The sequence below is a fragment of the Gemmatimonas sp. genome, assembly GCF_031426495.1.
Classification (GTDB): Bacteria; Gemmatimonadota; Gemmatimonadetes; order Gemmatimonadales; family Gemmatimonadaceae; genus Gemmatimonas.
The window spans coordinates 1-24,258 of the sequence record NZ_JANPLK010000023.1 but is presented as its reverse complement, the minus strand read 5'-3'; the positions used below and the strand labels follow the sequence as shown (position 1 = coordinate 24,258).

Genomic DNA, 24,258 nt, shown 5'->3' with positions numbered 1-24,258 from the left:
CGCGTTCAATCCTGCACGAGCTTGCGTAGCGCCTCGAGGCTCCGCAGCGCCGTTTCTGGCGGGGCGATGCTTCCAGTCACGGCCTCCACCAGCGCCGCATCGCGGCTGTACAAATCGTTGCCGAAGTAGAGTTGTCCGTCGCGCTCGTACGCCGTGGCGTACACGATGTACACGGGAATCTTCTTCGCGAGTTTCGTGGACTGGTTGTCCGGCCCTTGCTGCATCGCGGAATCGACGCGCACCGCGTCCCAGCCCAGTGCCCACTGGGCCAGCTCCTCGGGCTTCTCGAGACGAATGCACCCGTGACTGAAAGCCCGCACATCTTTCGCGAACAGCGCATCGTCAGGCGTATCGTGCAGGTAGATGTTGAACGCGTTCGGGAACAGGAACTTCACGAGCCCCAGCGAGTTCTTCGGCCCCGGCTTCTGCCTGATGCGCGTTTCGCCACCATCTTTGAAGTATTCGAGATCGTTCGCGTCCATGTACTTCGCGTCTGCGGCGATCTTCGGTGCGGTCTCCTGCTCCTGAATGTCCGGCGTGATGTTCCAGTAGGGGCGAAATACGACCGTTTCCATGGAGTCCGCAAAGACGGGTGTCGTCTTTCCTTCGAATTCCTCGCCAACGATCACTTTCATCTCGAGCGTGCCGGTCGAATCGTGCGCCTCGAGCCGGAACGCGGGGACATTCACGATGATGTACCGACCGCCGAACGAGCGCGGCAGCCAGCGATACCGCTCGAGGTTTGCGGCAATCTGTGCCAAGCGATACTGCGCGGGCACGTTCAGCGACTGCATGGTTTCGGCGCCGAGCGCGCTGTCCACGGCGATGCCGTGCCGCGCCTGGAAGTCGGCGACGAGCCCGGCCAGCTCGGTGTTGTAGACGTTTGCGCTTGCTGTACCGGTTGGTGCGCTGTCCGGTGCAGCCCCCGGTGCACCAAAGCCCTCCACACGGAGTCGCGCACGGAGCGCCGCGAGTCGCGCCGGCTTGTCCGTCTGGCGGGGCTTGAGTGCCTTTCCTGCCGGCACCACTGCCCATCCGCCGCTCGCCACGATGGATTGAAAGCGCACGAGCGATCGGCGCAGCGCATCGTAGTCGGCGTCACGCGGACGCATGCGAGCGATGGCCGAGTCGAGTTGCGGATCGCGCAGGCTGCGCGCAACGGCACTGTCGATCGGCTCGTGTCCCGTCGCGATATGCCAGTCCTGCTCGATCGATTTCGGGTCGACCTGTCCCGTGAGGAGATCCTCGGCGAGTTCCACGTACGTCGCCGTGAGGAGCACGTCGGCGCTCGCCAGCTGCGTCGCACTGGCCTGTTTCGTCGCCTGCACCGCACCGACTGTCGCGACCAGTTCCTCGAGCGGATACGCATCAAGACGCAGGGCATCGGTGCGCACATCGACCACCGCGCGCAACAATGCCTTGCTCCGCGACTGACTGAAGCCGTCAGCTTCGAGCCAGAGCGGGACGTGTCCGTACGTCGTATACAGCTGCTTGATGTGCCGCCACCGGTCGGCGGGGATGCTTTCCGGCCGAGTCGTAAGCTGCGTCTGGATCGACGCCGTCACGTCGCCGATCGGCACGCCCATTACCACATCGCCTGCGCTCGGCGTCCATTCCTTGGCGGCATCTGCAGCCGTACGGCGGCCCTTACAGCTGACCACGACAAGCAACGCAAGGCTCAGCGAGAGGAGCGTGCCGAACCGCGCCGCGTCCAAAATGCCCGAACGCCCTGCGCTTTTCCCGTGAACTCTGTGCCCTTGTGCCACGCCGTGCCTCCCGTGATGAACACACCTTCGCGACCGGACCCGGCCGTTACCGCTATGCTACGCGAGAGTAGTGCCACCACGGCCGCCGGGGTGAAGGGCGTGACCTGGCGAGTACGTCGACGGCGCTCGGCCCACGACCTCGGCACCGACGGCGTGGGGCGGAGACACTGCACCACGCGCCAGAGACGATGGTTTCTCGCGAGGATTCATCGGTGGAACGCGGGTCCCGAACGCGGTCGGCACGCGCGCGGCAATCAGTCGGCGACGTCCGGATAGTAGTATTCGAAACACACGGCGCAGAGACCGTGGCTCGTGTCCTTGGGGCTCCGCTCCACCCACGCGGGGACCCAATCCCACTGCGTCGCATCGGCAGCGCGCTGCACAAGGCGACAGTGCGAGCATTGTATTATCACGCCACGCGGATCGACGTACGCACTACGATCGGCACCCATCGGCGGTCGCTCGGCGGGATCATGGTGAGTCTCGACCACCAGCGAATTTACGACAATAAAGCCTGCGCGTTCCGGAAGCGCGTACACCTGCATGCTGAACGTGCGGTACTGCTCGGCGCTCGAGCACTCGTATAAATGCGAGACCGGAGCGCGCGATTGCTGAGGATCGGGCGAGCTATCTAGCAGTCCGACGTAAAATGGCAGAAGCGGCTCAGCAATCGCGTCGAGGTAATGCGAACCAAGCCCCCACTGCTGTTCAATGGATGGCTGCCCGCAATTCCCGTTTGCGAAGGCGGCCCAGGCCGGATTCACATAGGCGAGCCGAAGATCCGGCCACAATCCGAAGATGCTGCTGGCATGGCGCTCCAGCTCGGCCAATTGGAACCGTGGGCTGAGAAGGGCGGTAAACTCGGGGTCCAGGCGGGACATCATATCGTGCTCGAGCGATGGTACGGTGAACGGCGCTCAACACCGGTCGTCGTGTTGCCGACCTTCAACGACGAACGCCGCGACGAGACGCCACAGATAGAACGCACCGCAAATACGTCAACGCGTCGCCTCAAGAATCAACCGCACCGTCGCGGCGGGCTGGTCCCAGTGCGGGAAATGTCCGCAGTCGTCGAGCCAGTGCAGTCGCGCATCAGGAAACCGCGCGACTGCCCGCGCAGCCTGCCGACGTAGACACACGCGGTCCTGACGTCCCCACACGATGAGCATGGGGTGACGCAAAGCGCCAGCCGGCACACCTGCTTGCGCGGCACCATGCGCGAGATCATGGAGCAGCGCATCGAAAGAGGGCGCCAATGCGTAATCACGCATCTCTTGAAGAACGATCGATGACGGCAGGCGCCATGGATGTGCCGAGAACTGCGCCAAGAGAAGTGAGCGCGTAAGCGTGTTGGCCGCGAGCACCGGCATCACGGGCTGCAGTGCGCGAACAAGCCGGATCGACAGGCCGATCGTGGTGGCGAAAAAGGTGCGCTCCCACCCCTGCCAAAATCCACCCGGATCGAGTGAGACGACCGCGCCGACGATACCGCCTCGTCGCGCCAGTTCGAGCACCAGCCGTGCTCCCATTGAGCTTCCCACGGCGTCGATGCCAAGCAAGCGGTGCGAGGCTAAAAATGCAGCAACCGCATCCGCTAACGCGCTAAACGATACGTCACCAGATGGGAGCGGCGTCGTTCCGTGCCCCGGCAGGTCAACAACGATGAGCTCTCGCTCGGCCGCGAGCGCAGTCAGCAGTGGAGTCCATGATTGCCAACTACCGCCGAGCCCGTGGAGCAGAAGCAACGGCTTTCCCGTGCCCTTTCGGATGTAATGCAAGTCCATGTCGACGATGGCGAAGGAGAACCCGCTCGGGCACACCGATAAAACAGTGCGCGCGAATCCTCGGACGATGCAGGAGTGGGGCCGTCGCTCATGGAAATCAGACAAGTCGCAGCCAGCGCGGGAATGCCCTCCTTGCGATTTTCTCGCAGGAGGCTCGGACTCGTCTAGCTGCGCCTCGATCAGGAGAGCTAGGCCGCTCCGCCGTCGCCGACTGTCACTTCGACGCGGTTCCGACCACCTGTCTTGGCCCGATACAGCGCACGATCGGCCGCGCGGCTCAACATCTCCGCAGTCGCCATTGGCGACGTGGTGCTGGCGACTCCGATGGAGATCGTGACGTTGAGCGCACCTGAATCGATCGCAATCGGACCCGCGGCGACGCTGGCACGAACCGCTTCGGCCAACTCTCCAATTGATTGCTTCGCATCGGTGCAAGGCACGAGGAGCGAAAACTCCTCGCCGCCGGTACGGGCCAACAGCGCACCAGGCGTCGCGGCTGCGATGCGTGACATGCGGCGGCTCACCTCGATCAACACGGCGTCGCCGGCGCCATGTCCGTACGTATCGTTGACCTGCTTGAAGCGGTCAATGTCCATCGCGAGCAACCCGAGGACGAGGTCGGGTTGGGCCAGCATCGCTGACAATCTCGCATCATACGCGCGACGATTGGCGAGGCCGGTCAGAGCATCTGTTCGCGCGCCTTCCTCGGCGTCGGCCAGTCGGCGACGAAACGCCGTGATGTCGCGCTGTACCGCGACGAAGTACCGCGGCGCACCGTACTCGTCCTTCACGCTGCTGATGCTCCACTCCATGATGAATGGCGAGCCGTCGCGACGGTAGTTCACCGTCGACCCCTGAAACGGTTCACCGACCACCAGCGCGGCGCGCAGGCGTTGCAGCGTGGCGCGATCGGTCTCGGGGCCCTGCATAACGCGAGGCGTGAGCGTCTTCAGCTCCTCAGCGCTCCATCCTGACATGCGCTCGAACGCCGCGTTCACGAAGACGATGTGCGGACCCGGCGAATCGAGCACGGCATCGGTGATCATCACGGCATCGTAGGCCGACGCCACCGCTTCCCCGAGTATTCTCAGCGTGGGGTCGTCGGTTGCCGACTGCAGCGACAGCGAAAACGGCGACAGCGAATCGGGGTGTTCTTTATCGATCATCACGGACTCTCCACATGTCAGTCCGAGCCAACGCCCGGCCCGCCACTCCTGAGTAGGCGAACACGCGGCATCGCGTCTACCTCGGAGTATCGGCAGCATGCGAACGATCCTGTGTGACAAACGACCGGATCTTCAAGACTGGCCGGAGTAGGCCGGCAAGATGAATGAGCGGCTTGCCGATTATTTCGGAGAGGACGGGGCTAATTGGACGCTGAACGCTCGGCAAACGTGCATCCTCGTTAATTTTGGGTGGTATGATAGAGTATGATCAAGTATGACCGAACGCTGTGCCAGGATCGCCGTTACGCTACCGGATGGAGACCTCGCTGCCGCCGACCGGCTGGCGCGCACGCTGGATCGCTCGCGGAGATTGATCGTTGCGGAAGCCGTCCGGCGATATGTCGCCGATCACGACCACGTCGTTGACTCGCCGTTGGATGCGACACGACGCACACGACTGTCGCGCGACATGTCACTGTCGGCCGAGGCCCGTGTGCTTGAGGCCGACGAGATTGCGGTCGTTCCCGATATTGGCGCCCAGCAGTTCGAGTCTCCGCGAATCTTTCGCACGTTCGATGTGTTCACCACCTGGCGACAGCACCGATCGTCCACGTGAGGGAAGTGCGCACGCGGGTGGCCGTGTCGCTCGTCTCTTGAACGCGCACGACGCGCGGTAGGTGGTGATCGGCGCTACCGCGATACAGCTGTGGGGATCCTCGCGCGCCACACGAGAGGTCGACCTCCGGATCGATGCCACGCACGACAACGCGGAACGCGTCTTGTTGGCTCTTTCGGGGCTGCCCTTCGGTGTCGCGCATCGACTGGTCCCCGATGACATCTTGAGTCGGGGCGTCACCATGATCGGTGATACGCCGAATGTTGACGTGCTCACCCGGGCGTGGAATGTCAGTTGGGCCGAGGCGAACCACGAGATCGCCGTGTTCGAAGTGGAGGATGTACCGATACCTACGATCTCGCTCGCGCTGCTTATCGCGTCGTGGCGAGCCGGCCGCGCGCAGGACATCGCGGATCTCGCCGTGCTGGACGCGATTCAGGCGATACGCGGCATCTGAATAGCTCATCGAATTCTCGTCGCCCCAGCTTGTCTCTCCCTTTAGGGTGCTTCATGAACTTCGCTTCTGCTGTGTTTCGCGATAGTCCGCCGCACCGTGGCACCACGGCTCTCTTGGCCGCGGTATGCAGTGCGCTCATGCTCGCGGGAGGCGTGCGCGCGCTTCAGGCACAGTCCGTGCGCGTGCCGCCAGTCGCCCGCATCGATTCGATATTCTCGGCGTATCAGCGCACGACGTCACCGGGATGTGGCGTGGCCGTGGTGCACGGCGACAGCGTCATCTACCGGAAGGCCTACGGCATGGCACACATCGGTTTTGGCGTGCCGATGACGACCGCGACCACGACCTGGATCCCGTACTCCGAAGCGCGCGTCTTTACCGCGCTTGCTGTCGCGATGCTTGCGCGCGACGGCGTGATCTCGCTCGATGACGCGGCGCGCCGTCATGTCCCCGAGCTGCCCCCGTACGCGGCAGCAGTGACGGTACGACAGCTGTTGCACCACACGAGCGGACTGGCCGACTACGGGGTGCTCGACCCCGGCTTCGACCTCTCCGACCGCATCTCGGAAGACGGTGTGTTCCGGGCACTTTCGCGTTGGGGACGACTCGGCTTTACGCCCGGTCGCGGCCATACCTATAGCAACACGGACTACGCGCTGCTGCGCCTGCTCGTGCAGCGCACGTCCGGCCAGTCACTAAACAACTACCTGCAGACGAAGCTCTTCACGCCGCTCGGCATGCGCGACACGCGGATCGGGGCGGATCAAGGATTCGTGGCACCCGCGCACGCACTCTTTCATGAGGCGACAGATAGCGGCTGGCGCTCCTTGCTCCGATACCGCATCTCGCCGGTCGGCGGGATCGCGGTCACAAGCAGTGCCGACGATATCGCGCGATTTGCCCGCGCACTTCACGACCCGACCACGGGCATCGACTCGCTGCTTGAGGCCCTCGAGCAAGGCGCTCCGGCATCGGCGCGCACGGATGGATTCGCCTATGGCTTGTACCGCGGCGCCTCTGCCGTAGTACCGCTGATCGAGTACCGCGGAGTCGGCAACTACACGTACCTCACGAGAGTACCCGCGATCGGCTTGTCGGTGGTGACCGTGTGCAACGCATACGCCGGCATGGATACATTCGGCCCAGCAGTAATTGCGCTGTTCTTGGGCGCCGACGCATCAATGCGTTCCGTGGCGTCGCAACCAACGCCACCGCCGACCTCGACGGGTGCTGTTCCGATCTCGATACTCCGGTCATACGCAGGCGAGTACGTCATGCTGGACGGACGCGATGCCGGCGTTCGCATCGACGTGCCCGACACGGCCTTAGTCTTCACGCTGCCAAATGGTCGCGCGTTCACCGCCCTGACGCTGGCGAACCGACGTTTTTCCGTCGATCTCGCCGGGGCAGGAATCGTTCAGTTCACCTTTGTCGACTCCGACTCCACACCTGGCGGTCTGATCTTGACCGGGCGCGAACTCGCAACTGGAGAGTTGGCGGGGCCACCACTGCGTCGGAAAGTGACGCGCATAGTGTCACCGGCCGTATTGCGCGCCTACGTCGGCACCTATGTGGGCGATGCCGTCGACGCCACGCTCTACGTCACTGTGCAGGGTGGGCGCGCAATGATTGCCGCACGCGGACTACCCCTGACCGCACTGCAACCAGAGCGGAGCAACGACGTGTTCCGATTCTCGTTTTACGTAGCGCGGTTCCAGCGCAATACCGCCGGCGCGGTCACCCACCTTGCGCTCGATGCGACGCGGGTGAAGGACATGCGATATACGAGGCGCGCTCCTACTTCCAGCGATACCGGACGGCCACGTTTGCCATGAACCCTTCGAGCGGCGCCCACACGTCGGTCGTCCATCGTCCGCCCATGCCCGGCGTGCGACGCACCAGCGGATCGGTGTTCGTCTGCCGGACGTTGAGCAAATTTTCGAAGTTGGCCACCAGTTCAACCGGACCAAATTGCCGTGCGGCAATCGCCATCATGTACAGGTACGGCTTCGACGTGGTGCGAAACGGATTGTCATCAAGGGGCTGCGCGCCAAACCACGTGCCCTCGATGCCCATACGGTATACGCCGGGACGCTCCAGCATGAGATCTCCGCCTACGCGATGACGCGGCAGCAACGGCAGCCCTTCACGAGCGCCGGTCGCGACGTCCGGTCGGCTGCCGCGCGCGTAGCCATAGTTGGCGATGAACTTCCCGCCGGCGAATCGCCAGACCGCGAGCGCCTCGACGCCGCCGACACGCGTGCGCGCTGACGCATTCTGCAGCGCGGTTTGACCTACCGCTCCCGGCACGTCGGCCAGTTGCACCGCGTCGGCGATGCTCGAACCGTACGCCGTCAACAGCAGCTCCGCGCCGGCCGCCGTTCCGTTCACATCGATCATGGCGCCCACGCTCTGCTCGGGATCGAGCGCGCGGTCCAAGCGTACCGCGCGCAGCCCGGTCGCTTCGGTTTCTTCCGTGCGCCCCGTCGGCGTGGTGTAGCCGGTGCCAACACTGCCCCGTACCGACCAGCCTTCCGCCGGTCGCGCCAGCACCGCCACACGCTCGGTGAGCTGTACGCCGGCATCGGGATGCGCGTCCGCCCGCACGCTCGCGGACACGGTCAGCGGGCCCACTGCCCGCTCGGCGGTCACGAATGCACCAGGTATCAGCCAGCGGTGATCGAACGCGGCGTTCAATCCGTTCTCGTATTCGTCGAATTGCAGCACCCCACCCAGCACGATCGCGCGTTGCGAGGCATCGAAGGATCGGGTGAGCTCCAGAAATCCGGTGGTGGTGCGGTCGTCCTCGCGTGGACCCGCGCCGAATGTCCGCTCCCGGTCGTTGTTGGCCAGAGCCACGCGCATCGACAGCGCGCCTCCGTTCTGGAGCGGCATGCGCGCGGTAGCGCCGACATCGGCGCGACCACTCTTCAACGCCTCGACGAATGGCGCCCCGTCCGGCGCGCGCCCCCCAGCAAAGGTGCCACCCGTGCGATCATCGCGGCCGACGCCGGCGGTCAGGAACAGCGAGCGCCCGCGTGAATCCACCGCATGCAGTCGTGGACGCACGCTCCATCGTGACGCGCGTGATTGATCAGACCACCCATCGTTGTCGAGGTCTTGCGCGCTCTGCGTGGTCCCGGCGCCCAGCAAGGACACGCCAACGCCTTTTCCGAAGCGATGGCTGAGCCACGTGGCGCCGTCCGTCACACCCAACGTGCGCCGATTGAGCAGCAACTCCTTGCCTCCGGTGGGCGCCTTCGACACCAGGTTGATCACGCCGCCCAACGCCTGGCCGCCATACAACGCGGACGCCGCGCCCTTGATGATCTCGACCCGCTGCAGATCGACCGGTGAGATGTCGAGCGGCCCCAGTGCGCTTGCGCTCGCGCCATACAACGGTAGCCCGTCGGCGAGCATGACGGTGTACTGACCGGGAAGCCCAAGAATGCGTACGCTTCCCGTGCCGAGCCCCGGTGCCGACGCCTGCACGCGCAGCCCTGGTGTCTCGTTGAGCAACATGCCGATGCCACTCGGCGACATCAACGTTTTCTCGTCGACCTCCATCTCGTCGACCACCTCGACCCGAATGGGCGACTCCCCGGCCAGCCGCTCGATGCGCGTGGCACTGACGCGAACCTCCGCCATCGGCATGGCCATGTCGCTCATGGCGGCACCGCTCGCCGCAGCGTCGCTCGCCGCATTGCTCATCGACGCGCTGACGCTCACCGTTACGAGGCTGTCTCGTACCACGACCACCGCCACCCGCGTCGTCGCGAACCCTGTGCGCGTGACGACGATGACCTGGCGCCCAACCGGAAGCATCAAGCGGGCCACACCGACGCTATCGGTCTGCGCGCTTCGCCCGGCGGCCTGCACGGTGAAACCGGCGAGCATGCCCATCGACTCCTGAACGGCGACGTGTACGCGTCCACTGTCTGATTGCTGCCCGGAGAGCGTGGTGGCCAATCCCAACAGAAGGGCCGCCACGAGTGCCCCGCAACGAAGTCGAATCATGAATGCACGGTGAGATGAGAATTCCGTTGTCCGCTACGCGGGATCTGCCGATCAATTTATCCGCCAGGCACACGAATCGTTCCCCTCCCGCCGTCCCCCCATTTGCATCCTGCGGTATCGGGCATTATCGCGGGTACAGCTGCGCGATCACCTGCTGCAGCAGCGTCGCCGGCACGTTGCTGAACCGCAACTGATCGGCGCCCGGGCTCACGATAGCGCGACGCTCCGAGCCATCGGGCATGCGGTAGTACACGTACTGTGATTCACCATACGGGGTGATGCGACGCACGGGATAGCCGTTACGGCCGAAGATGTCGCCCAGTACCGTCGCGCCTTCGCGCGTGCCATAGCGCTTCTTGTACTGGCCGGGCGGCATGCCACCGGGCTTCTTTGCGAGCCCGGGCGGGATCTTCTGTCCCGCCGCGTTGACTGACTTCTTTGCTTTACCTTGGCTCGCGCCCTGCGCCTGAGCGGAGGTACCGACAACAGTGAGCGCGAAGGTGGAAAGCGCGATAACGCGAATGCATGCCTGACGCATACGGAGCTCCCTGAAGAGAAGATCATCCCGAGCCGCTTCGGCGCCCGAGTGGTTCCCTTCATACACCGCAGCTTTCGAGCCAGCTCAGCTTTGCGCGCTTTGCAGGGCTATCCGCCCCGCAACACATCCAGAAACGCCGAGCCATACCGCTCGAGTTTTGCCTCACCGACACCCGGCACCATCAACAACTCGCGCGGACTGCCCGGCCGGCGCGCCACCATCTCCAGCAACACCTTGTCGCCGAATACGATATACGCCGGCACGCCGGCTTCATCGGCGAGTTCGCGCCGCACCGCGCGCAGCCGCTCGAACAGCTCGCGTTCCTCGTCGTCGAGCATGGCCGCGTCGGGACCGCGCGAGGTGCGCCCGCCCGTGCCGACTGGGACTGCGGCGCGACGACCGCGCGCCGTGCCCACTTGTGATTCCACGAGTTCCGCAATGCGCTCGTCAGCGCGATGGCCCGTACACACATCGCACGACGTGCCGCATGACGCAATCACTTCGTCGAAGTGCGCCACCAGCGCCTGATGGCGGCACCGCGAGCGCTCCACGAGATCGAACAGCGCCACGGTTGCGAGGCGCGTGCGCTCGCGCACGCTGTCATCGTCGAGATTGTCCAGAAAACGCTCGTGCAGTTTCACATCGGCCCAGGAGTAGAACATCACGCAATCACTGGGCAATCCATCACGACCGGCGCGGCCGATTTCCTGATACCACGACTCAATGTCCTTTGGCATGTCGCGATGAATCACGAATCGCACATTGGACTTGTCGATGCCCATGCCGAAGGCCACGGTCGCCACAATCACGTCGATGTCATCGCGCTGGAAGGCCTCCTGGTTGCGCGCGCGCTCGTCGGGCTCGAGCCCCGCATGATACGGCCGTGCACGCACGCCCTGTGCGGCGAGGAACTCCGCCGTCTGGTCCACCCCTTTGCGGCTCTGACAGTACACGATGCCGCTCTCTCCATCGTGCGCGCGAATGAGCGCGAGAATCTCGGCGCGGGTATTGCCCCCCTGCCCTTTCTTGCGCGTCGCGATCTGCAGATTCGGCCGAAAGAATGAGCCCTTGAATCCGGCCGGCTTGCGCATGCCGAGCTGACGCAGAATATCGAGCGCCACGCGCCTCGTTGCGGTTGCCGTGAGCGCGAGCACCGGCACATCGAGTTGCTCCTTGAGCCCTTGCAGGCGACGGTACGACGGTCGGAAATCGTGTCCCCACTGACTGATGCAATGGGCTTCGTCGACCACCAGCAGCGAGATGGGACAGTCGCGCACAAAATCGCCGAGGTAGCCGTCGAGCGCTTCGGGAGCGAGAAACACCAATTCGTAGTCGCCGGCGCGAAACGCGTCCATGCGGGCACGGCGCTCATCGAAGTCGAGCGTGGAATTGATGGCGGTGACGGTGAATCCGAGTCCCGCCACCGCGTCCACCTGATCCTTCATGAGCGAAATCAGCGGAGAAATCACCAGCACCGTACCCTCGAGCAATCGCGCCGGCAGCTGATACGTGAGCGACTTGCCCGCGCCGGTCGGCATCAGCGCAATGCAATCCTTGCCGGCCAGCACCGCATCGATGACCTCGCGCTGTCCGGGCCGGAACGCATCAAACCCGAAGACGTCGCGGAGGACGTCTTCGGGTGTGCGTGACGTGGCAGAAGGCGTGTGGGGCATGCTCCATCTAACGTAATGGAGCTTCCTCACCGCAGGCATTGGTATCGGGGTGCGGCTTACTTGGCCGGCAGCAACACGTGGTCGATCGCGTGGATCACGCCGTTCGACTGCTTCACATCGGCGATCGTGACCGTGGCCACGCCGCCCTTCTCATCCTTCACCACCACGTTCGCGCCCTGCATCATCGCCATCAGCTTGCCGCCGTTCACGGTAGTCAGCGTGGCCGTGCCGTTGCCAGCCTTGATGGCCTTCACGATCGCGGCGGCGTCGAGATTGCCGGCCACCACGTGGTACGTGAGCACGCCAGCAAGCGCGCCCTTCATCTCGGGCTTGAGCAGATTGTCCACCGTGCCGGCCGGCAGCGCGGCGAAGGCCGCGTTCGTCGGCGCGAATACCGTAAACGGCCCCTTCCCCTTCAGCGTTTCCACCAAGCCAGCGGCCTTCACGGCAGCGACGAGCGTGGTGTGATCCTTGGAATTGACGGCGTTGTCGATGATGTCCTTGGTGGGGTACATCGCGGCACCGCCCACCATCTTGGTGCCGTCCGACATGCCCTGCGCCTGCACGGCGGCGGGAAGGATCAACATCGCGGATACGGCGATTGTCTTGAGTACGCTATGCATTGAGAAACTCTCCGGAAAGTCGCGTTGAGAAGGCAGCCCGGTCGGCTGCGCTGTGCGAGGGTTACGCCTCGCCGCGACGCTCGGATTCATGGTGCTCCATATCACGTGTCAGTTCCAGCATGGTGGCCCGAAATCCGTGACGCGTGAACAGCTGTTGCGCGTTCTCGTTCCGCGCGGCGGTGGAGAGCACCACCTGTCGGGCTCCGGCCGTCTCAAGCGACGCGATGGCCGCCTCGAGCAACAGACTGCCGATGCCGCGGCGTCGGTGCGCCTCGTCAACTACGAGATCGTGCAACACGCCCGCCGGGCCGCGGAGCGACATGTAGTCGATGCCCTCCAAACTGCCCCACGCGTAGCCGACCACCGTTTCCTCGACGGTAGCCACGAGCACCGTCGTATCCCGCTCAGCGAGTTGCGAACCGAGATACGATCCGTAACCGCGCTCGGTCTGGTCGGTGGCCGCCATGAACCGTGCGCGGTCAAAGTCGTGATGCAGACGCACCAGCAGCACGGCGAGGCGTCCGAGGGCCGGCAGATCGGCCTTCGTGGCTGTACGGATGACGACCGCGGAAGACGGTATCACGTGATCGGTACCACCACCACCTTCCCCACCACCCGTCGATCCAGCATGGCCCGCAGTGCCTCCGCACTCTGTGCCAGCGGATACCGCGCGCTGACCACCGGCACGATCGTGCCATCCACCGCCCACTGCATCAGCTGCGCCAGGTGCCGAGCATTGGCGGCCGGCTCGCGCTGCTCGAACGCGCCCCAGAACACGCCGACCACCGACGCGCCTTTTAGCAGCGGCAAGTTGAGCGGCAGCGATGGAATCGCGCCTCCGGCAAATCCGATTACGAGGTACCGCCCACCCCACGCGATGCTGCGGAACGCGGGCTCGGTGACATCACCACCCACGGGGTCGCAGATCACGTCGGGGCCGAGCCCGTTGGTGAGCGCCTTGAGCCGATCGCGCAGCGATTCGGTGGTGTAGTTGATCACCTCGTCGGCGCCGTGCGCGCGGCACAGTGCCAGCTTGTCGTCGGTGCTGGCGGCCGCGATCACGCGCGCACCGAGTGCCTTGCCGATCATGACGGCGGCCAGTCCGACGCCACCGGATGCGCCGAGCACGAGCAACGTGTCCCCAGGTGCAAGACGCGCACGATCGATCAGCGCGTGCATCGCGGTGCCGAACGCCAGCGGCAGCGTGGCCGCAATCTCGAATGCCAGCGCGTCGGGAATCGGCGTGACGGCCGACGCCGGCGCACTGAGGCGTTCGGCGAACGCACCGGTTCGCGTGAACGCCACGACGCGCTGTCCGACGTGCAGGTGGTTCACCCCGGTACCCACTTCGACAATCACACCAGCCGCTTCTCCGCCGGGAATGAACGGCAAGGGCGGACGCACCTGATATTGCCCCATCACCATCAGCGCATCGGGAAAGTTCACACCGGCGGCGTGCACGGCGATGACCACGTGGCCGGCGGCAGCCGCGGGATCGGCCACGGTGTCCACCGCGAGCGTTTCGGGTTGGTCGAAGGCACTACACAGCACAGCACGCATACGGATCAGCTGGTCGAAGGCAGAAGTGTTGTCGCGGGCGAAACACAGAGGGACTCGAGGGCGCGACGCACCGTCTCAGGAATCGCCACCGAAGTACGTGAGGCCCGGTCGACGTACACGTGCACAAAGTGCCCGGTGGCCGCGGGCGCCTCGTCCTCGTTGCGAAACAGTGCCAACTCATAGCACACGCTCGAGCGCCCGAGATGCACCACGCGGATGCCGGCGGTCACGCGGTCGGGAAAGGTGATCGGCGACGCGTACCGGCATTGTGTCTCCACCACCAGGCCGATGGCCTCACTGCCGGCGATGTCGAGCAGGCCACGCTCGATCAACCAGCGGTTTACCGCCGTGTCGAAGAAGCTGTAATACACCACGTTGTTGACGTGTCCGTACGCGTCGTTGTCCATCCACCGCGTATCGATCACCGTCAGGTGCGCGTACTCCGCTCGAGGACCCGATGTTTCGGTCACAGCGCCTCACGGTAGAGGGCCAGCGCCTGATCGTAACTTACGTCGCGCGGATTGTTCACCAGCAGCCGCTGCACGTTCATGGCGTCGGCGGCGAGACCCGGCAGGTCCGCTTCGATGATGCCCACATCTCCGAGTGTGCGCTCGAGGCCGAGTTCACCCACGATGGTGGCCATCGCATCGACAAAGGCGCGTCCGCTCGCGCTACGGTGCCACGTGCGTTCTCCAGCGCGCACGGCATCGGCCAGCTCGCGATACAGCGGCTCCGCTTCGGGCAAGTTGAACTCGAGGACCGGCAGCAGCACGAGCGCATTACTCAATCCGTGCGGCACGTGAAACTGTCCACCGAGCGGATACGCGAGCGCGTGCACGGCGCCGACGGGCGCGTTGGCGAACGCCATCCCGGCCAGCATCGACCCCTGCAGCATCGCGCGGCGCGCGGCGAGGTCGGAGCCGTCCTCGATGGCCGTGCCAATATGATCCGAGAGTAACCGAAGCGCGCGTACGGCCAGCGTGTCGGACAGCACGTTCTTGGCGTGACGGCTGGTGTACGCTTCGATCGCATGCACCATCGCGTCGATGCCGGTCATCGCGGTCACGCGCGCCGGCAGCCCCAGCGTGAGCGTGGCATCGAGGACGGCGACATCGGGATACAACAACCGTGACACGACGCCTTGCTTTTCGCCGCTCGCGGTCGTGACAATCGCGATCGGCGTGACTTCCGAACCGGTGCCCGCAGTGGTCGGCACTTGAAGAAGCGGCCAGCGCGGGCCAACCGCCAAGCCAACGCCACAGATCGCGCCGAGCGATTGCTCCGTGCGCGACAAAAGCGCCACCAGCTTAGCGACATCGAGCGAACTCCCGCCGCCAACGCCGATCACGCCGTCGATCTGCGACGCCAGCGCCATCGCCACGGCGGCCTCGACACAGGATGCAGGCGGATCGGCCAGCACCTCGTCGAACACGGTGACCTCGACGCCCAATGCGCGCAGCGATGCCAACAACGGCTCGAGCAACCCCGCGCTCACGATGCCGCGATCGGTGACGACGAGCGGGCGGCTGATCCCGAACTCACGGAGCAGGCTCCCCAATCGCTCGCTCTCGCCGTCAGCACAGATCACACGCGGCGTCGTTTCGAAACGGAAGTTGGACATACCCAACGTTAGCCAGTTGGCGTACACCGAGTAAGGCTCACGCCGACCTCGCTATCCGCCAGCCATCGCACCGACGATGAGCAGCGGTTCGTTCCCCGTCGCCACGCTCGGCGGCAACGGCGCATCGGGCGAATCATGCGACAGATCGCGCTCGCAGGCGAAGAAGCGCACGAAGGCCCGCCGCTGCTGCGTGACCTGATCGCGAATGGTCCCGCGCAGCGCGGGATGCTGCGCTTCGACGACATCGAGCACACGGCGCAGCGTGACCTCGCCGGTCACGGGCACGGAGATCTCCGCGCCGACCTGCGCCAACGCCCGTAGCGGCGACGGAAGCACTACACGGATCATGACAACGTCTGCACTTCCACCGACAGCACGGCCGGTAGATCGTGGACGATCGTGTCCCAGTGATCACCAGAATCACTCGACACGTACACTTGCCCGCCCGTGGTGCCGAAGTAGATGCCGCATGACTCGAGCGTGTCCACCGCCATTGCATCGCGCAACACGTTCACATAGCAGTCCTGCTGCGGCAGACCCTCTGTGAGCGCTTCCCACCGATCGCCGCCGGTGCGACTGCGATACACCCGCAACTTCCCGTCGGGCGGGAAGTGGTGCGCGTCGCTGGTGATCGGCACCACGTAAATCGTGTTCGGCTCGTGCGCGTGCACATCGATGGGAAAGCCGAAGTCGGTGGGCAGATTGCCGCTGACCTCGTGCCAGTGGTCGCCACCGTCGTCGCTCCGCATCACGTCCCAGTGCTTCTGCATGTAGAGACGCTGCGGATTCGATGGGTGCATCGCGATGCGATGCACGCAGTGTCCCACTTCCGCGTCTTCGTCGGGGATGCCGCCCGAGCGCAGTCCTTTGTTGATGGGTGTCCACGTCACACCGCCGTCGACCGTGCGAAACGCGCCGGCGGCCGAGATGGCGACGTACATGCGATTCTCGTCGGTGGGATCGAGCACGATCGTGTGCAGACACAGACCGCCCGCGCCAGGCTGCCAGTGGGCGCCGGATCCATGTCCGCGCAGTCCTGACAGCTCGTGCCACGTGGCACCGCCATCGGTGGACTTGAACAGCGCCGCATCTTCGGCGCCGGCAAAGACGACGTCGCGATCGGTGAGCGACGGCTCGAGATGCCAGATGCGCTTGAACTCCCAAGGATGTGGCGTGCCGTCGTACCACATGTGTGTGCCGGGAATCCCGTCGTAGGCAAATGCATTGCCCACTGGTGCCCACGTCTTGCCACCGTCGTCGGAGCGTTGCATCACCTGTCCGAACCATCCGCTCGACTGCGAGGCGTAGATGCGATCGGGATCGACCGGAGATCCCTTGAGATGGTACATCTCCCAGCCGGGGAAATGAGGACCGTCGACCGACCAGTGTTTCCGTGCGCCATCCGACGTCAGGATAAACGCACCTTTCCGGGTCCCAACCAGTACACGCACTCGGCTCATGTCGTGCTCCTCGCTTACAGGTGTCGTGGCAAGTATACGGGGCGCTTCAGGAATCGTCACGATTGCGAACGGCATCGCCCATGACCAACGTGTTCCTACGTTTGACTCCACTTCCTTCCGGAATTCATCGTGGACGCACCAGATCACGGACACGCCGATGCCCGCACAGCGCTCCCACCGCTCGGCGCCGACGAGCTCAACCGTTACAGCCGGCACCTCACGCTCCCCGGCGTCGGACGTGAAGGGCAGCAACGCCTTAAAGCCGCACGGGTGCTCATTGTCGGTGCCGGAGGACTGGGCTCGCCCACCGCGCTTTATCTGGCGGCGGCGGGTGTCGGCACGATCGGCCTCGTCGACCAGGACGTGGTGGACGTGACGAATCTGCAGCGTCAGCTGTTGCACGGCACGCGTGATGTCGGGCGGCCGAAACTCGAGTCGGCCCGCGACCGGCTGCTCGACGTGAATCCGCATGTGCAGCTGGAGCTGCACCCGACCTGGCTGACATCGGCGAACGCGATGGAGCTGGTGGGCGCGTACGACGTCATCATCGACGGCACCGACAACTTCAACACGCGTTACCTCGTGAACGACGCGTGCGTGCTGTTGGCGAAGCCGAACGTGCATGGGTCGGTGTTTCAGTTCGACGGACAGGCATCGGTGTTCGCGACGGAACACGGCCCCTGCTACCGCTGCTTGTATCCCGTGCCACCACCACCGGGCATGGTACAGAACTGCGCCGAAGGCGGGGTGCTCGGGGTGCTGCCGGGACTCATCGGGACCATTCAGGCCACGGAAGCGCTGAAGCTCATACTGCATACGGGCGAGACGCTGGCGGGGCGCCTGCTCATGGTCGACGCCCTGTCGATGCAATTCCGATCGGTGTCGATCACACGCGATCCACAGTGCCCGGCCTGTGGCACGCGTACACTCACCCACCTCGTCGACTACGACGCATTCTGCGGCGCCGCCGGGCCCGCGACCGCCACCGCTGGTGAGGACGTGACTGAAATCACACCCGCCGCGTTGGCGCTGCGCCACGCGCGCGGAGACGACTTCGACTTGATCGACGTACGTGAGCCACACGAGGCGGCGCACGATCGCGTTGCGTGGTCCCGCCTGATTCCGCTGGGCACCTTGGCCGGCGCGATGTCGTCGCTCGACCGTTCACGTGAATTGGTCGTAATCTGCGGTAGTGGGAAACGCAGTGCCGACGCCGCGCGCCAACTGAAGACCGCTGGGTTCACCCGCGTCGCGTCGGTGACGGGCGGAATGTTGCGCTGGTCGCACGATGTGCTCGGGGACGACACGACATTCTGAGTCGCTGGCACCAGCATTGCGATAGGAACAGTCGAACGGCGCGGCATACCCACACTTGGGTACGCCGGTCCGGACACAATGACCACCTCTACCGGGAACACACCATGCTCATGACACTCGCCATTATCCTCGTCGTGCTTTGGCTGCTCGGCATGGTCAGCGCCTACACGATGGGCGGCCTCATCCATATCCTGCTCGTCATCGCCGTGGTGGTTATTCTGGTGCGCGTGATTCAGGGACGGAAGGTCCTCTAGCTTCGCTGGCGAACAACGGCGTCCCCTTACAGAGTACGAAAGGGACGCCGTTGTTCGACGCCTGCGGCTATAGGCTCGTGCCGTCGGCGACGGCCTCGGGGCGGGTATCCGGAATGGCGAGCGTGAACGTGCTCCCCTCGCCGGGCGCACTTTCGACCGTTAAGTCACCACCGAGCCCCCGCGCGAACTGCCGACTGATCGCGAGGCCTAGGCCGGCGCCACCGGAGTGCAGGTGGGCAGCGTCGCGTACCTGCACAAACGGCTCGAACACCGCTTCGTGATGATCCACCGCGATGCCGATACCCGTGTCGCTTACCCGTACACGGATCGCGGCGTCGAGACGCTCAGCGGAGAGGAGCACCCGCCCTCCGGTCGGCGTGAACTTGGCTGCGTTCGCCAACAGATTCAGGATGATCTGGGTGAACTTGCGACGGTCGGTATGCAGCTCGCCCAGCCTCTCATCGACCCCCAGCTCCAGCTGCACGTTCGCCCGCGTGAAATGCCACGTGGCCATGTCGGCGGCGTCTACGATGGCGGACGCCACGGACACCGGCGCCATCTCGAAGTGCATCTTGCCGACGGCAATACGCTGCAGGTCCAGCAACTGATCCACGAGTGCCATGACGTGCGCATGGCTCGTCGCGATGCGGTCCAGGACAGCCCGCTGCAACGTGGTGACCGGCCCGCAGATCTCGAGCTGTAAGATCTGGATATTGTTGGCGATCGCACCGAGCGGTGAACGAAGTTCGTGGCTGACCATCGCGATCGCACCATCCTTTGCGCTGTTCGCGCTCTCCGCCACCTCACGAGCTACCTCGGCATCGGCGCGACTCGCCTCAGCGATGAGCGAGGTCTCATGAACTGTGGCGAAGCGCCGGGCACCCGCGAGTGCCTGAGCGCAAAGCGCGGCCAGCGCGTCACTGTGCGCGATCTCATCGACCGTGAAGGGGGAGGAGTGCTGTAGCCCGACGAAGGTGATCGCGCCCAGCAAACGATCCTCGGCGAGCAGCGGCACAATCAAAACCGGCCCGGTGCCGAGCCACTCGACCACGCGACTCGTATCGGGAGTGCGTTCGGCGGCCGTCACGATGATGCGAGGGTCGCTGCGTTCAATCGTGCGCGGGGGGACTTCCAACGCGGGAACCCCAATCACGTCGTCGGCCGCTGGCCTCCAGTAGTCTACGAGCGCGCGAGCGGCGGCATGCTTGAGCGGATCGGGATGGATCACGGCGATACGCCGCAGCACACCCTCGGATTCGATCACATCGACGATGCACCACGCCGCGCGACGCGGCAGCACGAGATTGGCAATCGCTCTGTACGTCAACTCCTGATCGAGCGACGCACTCAGTTCGAGCCCGGCATCCGCCAGGAACTGCGCGTCGCCGCGCTTATTCTCAGCGGCATCCGCCGCGTCCTGTTCTCGCAGGGCACTGAGCAGGACACGCTCGGTGAGCTGCTGGAGCTGGTGGAGCTCCTTGAGCTCGATCACGCGGGCTTCATGAATCGACCACGCGTCGTGTAGGACTCCCCGTGAGCAGGCCGTCGATATCGGTGACGGGGTCGCCAATCGTCGCTCCTTTGTCGGAGATCTGATAGCGACGGAACGCCGAGCTGTGGGCACTGCCTCGCATCTTGATGACCGACACCACTTTCGCCAGCGTCCCGTCGACCTCGACGTAGCGCTGCACGATGATATCGTCGGTGATGAACGACACGCGCTCACCCGTGAAGCCAACATCCGGTGAGGTCGAGATGGATTCGAGAATCATGAACACCGTGACGCCAGTGGCCGTGAGCGCGCCGACCAGTCGGTACAACGACTCGCGAAAGTCTTCGCGAAAGGTTGGGGCCAGCGCAATCTCGAAGCCGGTGAGGGAGTCGATGACCACGCGCACGGCACCAGTCGTCTGCACACTCATCAGAATGTCAGCCAGCGTTTCGTCGACCGAAAGGTCGAGCGGACGGAGATACGACACGACGAGCTTGCCCGAGGCAACCATCGCGTCGGTGTCGATGTCGTGGGCACTCAGGCGCGCCAGATACGCCTCGGGATACTCTTCGAACACCGCGACCACGACCGACTCGCCCCGTCGCAGTCCTTCGGCCACGAATTGCATGCCGAAGGTGGACTTGCCGGTACCGGTCGGCCCGGCCACCATCACGGCATCGCCCGACGGAATGCCACCACCCATCATGTCGTCGAGCCCTGGCACACCGGTCGCAACCCGGAAACTCGCGCGGGGCCGAGCGTGGCTGCGATCCGCCTGCTGTTCGGGGATGCGCGGAAACACCTGCAACCCATCGCGGGTAATACGGAACGTATGCAGTCCTGGCATCTGTGCCTGTCCGCGCACCTTTACGGCCTGCAGCTTGCGCACGACCGAATTGCGATCGGTCGCTTGCGTGAGCCACAGGATGCCGTCGGCAATCGTGAACAGAGGCTGACGCTGCTCCGGCTCGTTGTACTCGCCGATCAAGAGCGACGTGACTTCCCACGTCGCGAGGAGCAAGGCCAGCCGCTGGACGAACTGTTCGAGCGCCATCGCGTCGGCCGCCGTTGACGGCTCGGGAAGGCGGCGGTTTGCGCTCGCCGTGGGCTGAATGGTGCGGAACGAATCCACGACAATGATGCCGGGATTCAGCCGTTCCACTTCGTCGGTCATGCGACCCAGCACCGCGTTCAGGTCCCCAGACAGCGCTTCTTCGCTGAGATTGAGGTAGTGCACGGCGCTCCCCACGAGCTCCGGCTTGAAGAAGCTGAACTGGCGCTGATAGCGCAGCATCTTGACGGTCGGCTCACCCAGCACCGTGAAGTACAACGCCGGCCGCTCCCGCGAGGCATTCGCGAACAGAATTTGTTGGGCAAGCGTCGTCTTGCCGGCGCCGGGTCCGCCGGCCAGCATGTTGAACGAATACTGCGGAATCCCCCCACCAAGCACGGCGTCGAGACCGGCGACGCCGGTCGGAATGGTGTGCAGGCCGCGTCGATCGGGCGGCATGGTGCGCACGAGCGAACCCGCACCTCCCGATAGTTCGCTGCGATTTGATTCGTCGGTCATGCGTCGCTCAAGTTCGGGAAGACAGGCATCTCCGTGGGGACTGGCGACGGCGCCGCGTCGCTTTGCGCCGTGTCGCTTTGCGCCGTGTCGCTCTGCGCGATCAGGGTCTCGGCCAAGTCGTCTCCAATGAGTCGCGCCAACGACGCGTGCAGCGTTGAGATGAGCGCGACGGCGGCGTCGGCTAACGCGGCCGCCGACTCGGTCGTTGATCCGTTGGGCCAGCCAGTCACCGTTGGCGTAGTGGTCGCACTGGCGACGACACCGGCCAGGAGTGGGTGGTCAGATCGTGCCCGAGCGATCGCACGCGTCATCAGGGCGAGGGCGCCGTACGGCCCAAACCATCGCGAGAGGCCGAGGTACACCCGCTCCACGAGCCGCGATACCATCGCCGCTTCGTTTCCGCTCGCCCCTACCAGCTCCTGCGCGACAAGCCGACGCGCCAGCTGCGACGCTTCGTCCCGCGGCGGTTCGGCATGTGGTGACACTAATGGCGCTCCCTGCTTACGTAGGCACGGTGATCATGACGGACAATGTAGCTGTCACCGTCACGCGCAACGTCGAAATGGAGAACTTAGCGCCCACAATCAGTGCCACGGCTGTGCCTGCATCCGGCGCGAGCGTTTAGCGCTTCGCGGCAGCCGCCGGCGCGGTCGGCCGAACCGGCAGCAGTTCCGACACCGCCGACCCATCCTTGCGCGGATCCGAGGCGCCGGAGTTGATCCCCGTGGTGAAATTGCGCATCACGGCCTGACCGGCGCCCATGCGCGTGCTCGAGTAGTCACCGCGCATCACGACCTCATGACCCATCGCGGCCAGCGCCTTGAGTACACGTTCCGGGATGCGTGACTCGAAGTTCACGTCGCAGCCGAGAAACGTTTCCTTCGAAAAGCGCGGCGCATCGAGTGCCCCCTGAATGTTCAGGCCGAAGTCGGCGATGTTCGACACGAACTGGGCATGGGCCTGCGCCTGATTCCAGCCCCCCATGATGCCGAACGCCACCCGCGTATCGCCCTTCTCCATGAACGCCGGGATGATGGTGTGCAGCGGACGCTTGCGACCGGCGAGCACGTTGGCGCTGGCGGGATCGAAGGAGAACCCGGCGCCGCGGTTGTGCCACACGAATCCGGCGTCAGCCACCGTGATACCGGCACCGAAACCCACGGTGGAGTAGTTGCTCTGGATCAGGGAAATCATGTTCCCCTCCTTGTCCACCGCGCTCAGATACGTGGTGCCGTTGTCGGTACCGTTGTCGGTACCGTTGGGCATGCCGGCATCAGGACTGCAGGTGGCTTTCGTCGCATTCACCAGCTTCGCGCGCTCCGCCGCATACGCCTTCGAGCGCATCGCCTCGACCGGGATCTTCACGAATCGCGGATCGCCGTCGAACTGCTGCATGTCGGCATACGCCAGCTTCTTCGCTTCGATCATGTGATGCAAGGCCGGCACCGAGTTGTGCCCCATCGAGGCGAGCGGAAACGTCTCCATGATATTCAGCATCTCAAGCGCGGCAATGCCCTGGCCGTTGGGGGGCAACTCGTACACCGTCCACCCGCGATACGTCGTAGAGATCGGCTCCACCCATTCGCTGTCGAACTCCGCCAGGTCGGCGGCCGTCATCGTGCCACCGTGACTCTTGCTACTCGCCAGCAACTTGGCCGCCACGGCCCCCTTGTAGAATGCCGCCGCGCCGCCTCTCGCGATTTGGCGGTAGCTCCACGCGAGCTCCGGATTGCGAAACAGCTCGCCCGACTGCGGCAAGCGGCCGCCGGGTAGAAAGGTCTTCGTGGTGGCCGCGTCTTCACGCAACACCTTCTCGCTGTCCTTCCAGAACACGCTCACGACTTCACCCACCGGGAAGCCGGCTTCAGCGTAGGCAATCGGCTGCGCCAACACCTCGGCGAATTTCTTGCGGCCGAATCGGGTAAGCAGCTTCTCCCATCCGTTCACGGCGCCGGGCACCGTCGCCGCGTCGATCCCGCGTGCCGGCATACTGGTGCGTCCTTTGGCGCGCAGATGGTCCACCGTGAGCGCCTTGGGCGCCCAGCCCGACGCGTTGAGCCCGTACAGCTTGCCCGATTTCGCCTCGTACACGATCGCGAACAGATCGCCGCCGATGCCGTCGTTCATCGGTGCGATGAGTCCCATCATCGCATTCATGGCCACGGCGGCGTCGATGGCATTGCCCCCGCGCTCCAGCACAGAGGCGCCGACCTGCGACGCCAGCACGCTCTCGCTGGCCACCACGCCCTGTTTGGACGACACCATCGACCGCGACTGCGAGCGATCCTGGGCCGCGGCGAGACACGGCGTGAGTACCGATGAAAGCAGTGTGGCAGCCACAGAT

23 protein-coding genes are annotated in these 24,258 nt (G+C 64.7%); 5 read left to right on the top strand and 18 right to left on the bottom strand.

The window, feature by feature from the left end; translation table 11 throughout:
- Positions 1-5 precede the first annotated feature (5 nt).
- The 4 genes from RMP10_RS07105 to RMP10_RS07090 form a co-directional block, all read right to left on the bottom strand.
- Positions 6-1,586 carry a L,D-transpeptidase family protein gene (locus RMP10_RS07105; RefSeq protein ID WP_310569672.1) on the bottom strand — a complete coding sequence of 527 codons (1,581 nt, stop codon included), beginning with the start codon at positions 1,584-1,586 and terminating at the stop codon, positions 6-8.
- A gap of 434 nt (positions 1,587-2,020) precedes the next feature.
- Entirely contained in the window at positions 2,021-2,650 is a 630-nt protein-coding gene (locus RMP10_RS07100) for a hypothetical protein (protein ID WP_310569671.1), read from the bottom strand.
- 114 nt (positions 2,651-2,764) lie between these two features.
- Positions 2,765-3,550 (bottom strand): alpha/beta fold hydrolase, encoded by a 786-nt coding sequence (locus tag RMP10_RS07095; RefSeq protein WP_310569670.1) that lies wholly within the window; start codon positions 3,548-3,550, stop codon positions 2,765-2,767.
- A 188-nt stretch (positions 3,551-3,738) separates the two neighbouring features.
- Positions 3,739-4,716: a diguanylate cyclase gene (locus RMP10_RS07090; protein WP_310569669.1), complete on the bottom strand. Its 978-nt coding sequence runs from the start codon at positions 4,714-4,716 to the stop codon at positions 3,739-3,741.
- Positions 4,717-4,990: 274 nt separating this feature from the next.
- On the opposite strand from RMP10_RS07090, the gene RMP10_RS07085 reads away from it, so the two are divergent.
- The 3 genes from RMP10_RS07085 to RMP10_RS07075 all read left to right on the top strand — a co-directional run bounded on the left by RMP10_RS07085 (position 4,991) and on the right by RMP10_RS07075 (position 7,624).
- Positions 4,991-5,332 (top strand): hypothetical protein, encoded by a 342-nt coding sequence (locus RMP10_RS07085; protein ID WP_310569668.1) that lies wholly within the window; start codon positions 4,991-4,993, stop codon positions 5,330-5,332.
- 64 nt (positions 5,333-5,396) lie between these two features.
- The gene (locus tag RMP10_RS07080) at positions 5,397-5,789 is read left to right on the top strand and encodes a hypothetical protein (protein WP_310569667.1); all 393 of its coding nucleotides are present in this window, start codon (positions 5,397-5,399) and stop codon (positions 5,787-5,789) included.
- 71 nt (positions 5,790-5,860) lie between these two features.
- A complete protein-coding gene (locus RMP10_RS07075) occupies positions 5,861-7,624 on the top strand; it encodes a serine hydrolase domain-containing protein (protein WP_310569666.1) in 1,764 nt (587 codons plus the stop codon).
- Here RMP10_RS07075 and RMP10_RS07070 read toward each other — a convergent pair.
- The 10 genes from RMP10_RS07070 to RMP10_RS07025 all read right to left on the bottom strand — a co-directional run bounded on the left by RMP10_RS07070 (position 7,587) and on the right by RMP10_RS07025 (position 17,281).
- Positions 7,587-9,806, bottom strand: a complete 2,220-nt coding sequence (locus RMP10_RS07070; RefSeq protein WP_310569665.1) for a TonB-dependent receptor — start codon at positions 9,804-9,806, stop codon at positions 7,587-7,589. The genes RMP10_RS07075 and RMP10_RS07070 overlap by 38 nt on opposite strands.
- Positions 9,807-9,930: 124 nt before the next feature.
- On the bottom strand, positions 9,931-10,344 hold the full coding sequence (locus RMP10_RS07065) for a hypothetical protein (RefSeq protein WP_310569664.1): 414 nt from the start codon (positions 10,342-10,344) through the stop codon (positions 9,931-9,933).
- A 107-nt stretch (positions 10,345-10,451) separates the two neighbouring features.
- Positions 10,452-12,017: an ATP-dependent DNA helicase RecQ gene (locus RMP10_RS07060; RefSeq protein WP_310569663.1), complete on the bottom strand. Its 1,566-nt coding sequence runs from the start codon at positions 12,015-12,017 to the stop codon at positions 10,452-10,454.
- Positions 12,018-12,073: 56 nt separating this feature from the next.
- A complete protein-coding gene (locus RMP10_RS07055; RefSeq protein ID WP_345785781.1) occupies positions 12,074-12,604 on the bottom strand; it encodes a fasciclin domain-containing protein in 531 nt (176 codons plus the stop codon).
- A gap of 97 nt (positions 12,605-12,701) precedes the next feature.
- Entirely contained in the window at positions 12,702-13,223 is a 522-nt protein-coding gene (locus RMP10_RS07050) for a GNAT family N-acetyltransferase (protein ID WP_310569661.1), read from the bottom strand.
- Positions 13,220-14,200, bottom strand: coding sequence for an NADPH:quinone oxidoreductase family protein (locus RMP10_RS07045; protein ID WP_310569660.1), 981 nt, complete (start codon positions 14,198-14,200; stop codon positions 13,220-13,222). The genes RMP10_RS07050 and RMP10_RS07045 overlap by 4 nt, the downstream gene beginning before the upstream one ends.
- Before the next feature lie 5 nt (positions 14,201-14,205).
- The gene (locus RMP10_RS07040) at positions 14,206-14,607 is read right to left on the bottom strand and encodes a thioesterase family protein (protein WP_345785780.1); all 402 of its coding nucleotides are present in this window, start codon (positions 14,605-14,607) and stop codon (positions 14,206-14,208) included.
- A 59-nt stretch (positions 14,608-14,666) separates the two neighbouring features.
- Positions 14,667-15,821 carry an iron-containing alcohol dehydrogenase gene (locus RMP10_RS07035; protein WP_310569658.1) on the bottom strand — a complete coding sequence of 385 codons (1,155 nt, stop codon included), beginning with the start codon at positions 15,819-15,821 and terminating at the stop codon, positions 14,667-14,669.
- A gap of 51 nt (positions 15,822-15,872) precedes the next feature.
- Positions 15,873-16,169, bottom strand: a complete 297-nt coding sequence (locus tag RMP10_RS07030; RefSeq protein WP_310569657.1) for a MoaD/ThiS family protein — start codon at positions 16,167-16,169, stop codon at positions 15,873-15,875.
- On the bottom strand, positions 16,166-17,281 hold the full coding sequence (locus tag RMP10_RS07025) for an exo-alpha-sialidase (RefSeq protein ID WP_310569656.1): 1,116 nt from the start codon (positions 17,279-17,281) through the stop codon (positions 16,166-16,168). Before RMP10_RS07025 ends, RMP10_RS07030 begins: the two co-directional genes overlap by 4 nt.
- Before the next feature lie 129 nt (positions 17,282-17,410).
- On the opposite strand from RMP10_RS07025, the gene moeB reads away from it, so the two are divergent.
- Together moeB and RMP10_RS07015 are read left to right on the top strand one after the other, a co-directional pair.
- Positions 17,411-18,598, top strand: coding sequence for a molybdopterin-synthase adenylyltransferase MoeB (gene moeB / locus RMP10_RS07020; RefSeq protein WP_310569655.1), 1,188 nt, complete (start codon positions 17,411-17,413; stop codon positions 18,596-18,598).
- Between the two features lie 104 nt (positions 18,599-18,702).
- A complete protein-coding gene (locus RMP10_RS07015; RefSeq protein ID WP_309669700.1) occupies positions 18,703-18,852 on the top strand; it encodes a lmo0937 family membrane protein in 150 nt (49 codons plus the stop codon).
- A 67-nt stretch (positions 18,853-18,919) separates the two neighbouring features.
- Here the strand turns inward: RMP10_RS07015 and RMP10_RS07010 are convergent, their stop codons facing one another.
- From RMP10_RS07010 to ggt, 4 genes are all read right to left on the bottom strand, one after another.
- Positions 18,920-20,344, bottom strand: a complete 1,425-nt coding sequence (locus tag RMP10_RS07010) for a HAMP domain-containing sensor histidine kinase (protein WP_310569654.1) — start codon at positions 20,342-20,344, stop codon at positions 18,920-18,922.
- A 7-nt stretch (positions 20,345-20,351) separates the two neighbouring features.
- Positions 20,352-21,914, bottom strand: a complete 1,563-nt coding sequence (locus tag RMP10_RS07005) for an ATPase domain-containing protein (protein ID WP_310569653.1) — start codon at positions 21,912-21,914, stop codon at positions 20,352-20,354.
- Positions 21,911-22,399, bottom strand: a complete 489-nt coding sequence (locus RMP10_RS07000; protein WP_310569652.1) for a hypothetical protein — start codon at positions 22,397-22,399, stop codon at positions 21,911-21,913. The genes RMP10_RS07005 and RMP10_RS07000 overlap by 4 nt, the downstream gene beginning before the upstream one ends.
- A gap of 136 nt (positions 22,400-22,535) precedes the next feature.
- Positions 22,536-24,258: gamma-glutamyltransferase (ggt, locus tag RMP10_RS06995; protein WP_310569651.1), on the bottom strand; the 1,723-nt coding region annotated here is incomplete at its 5' end.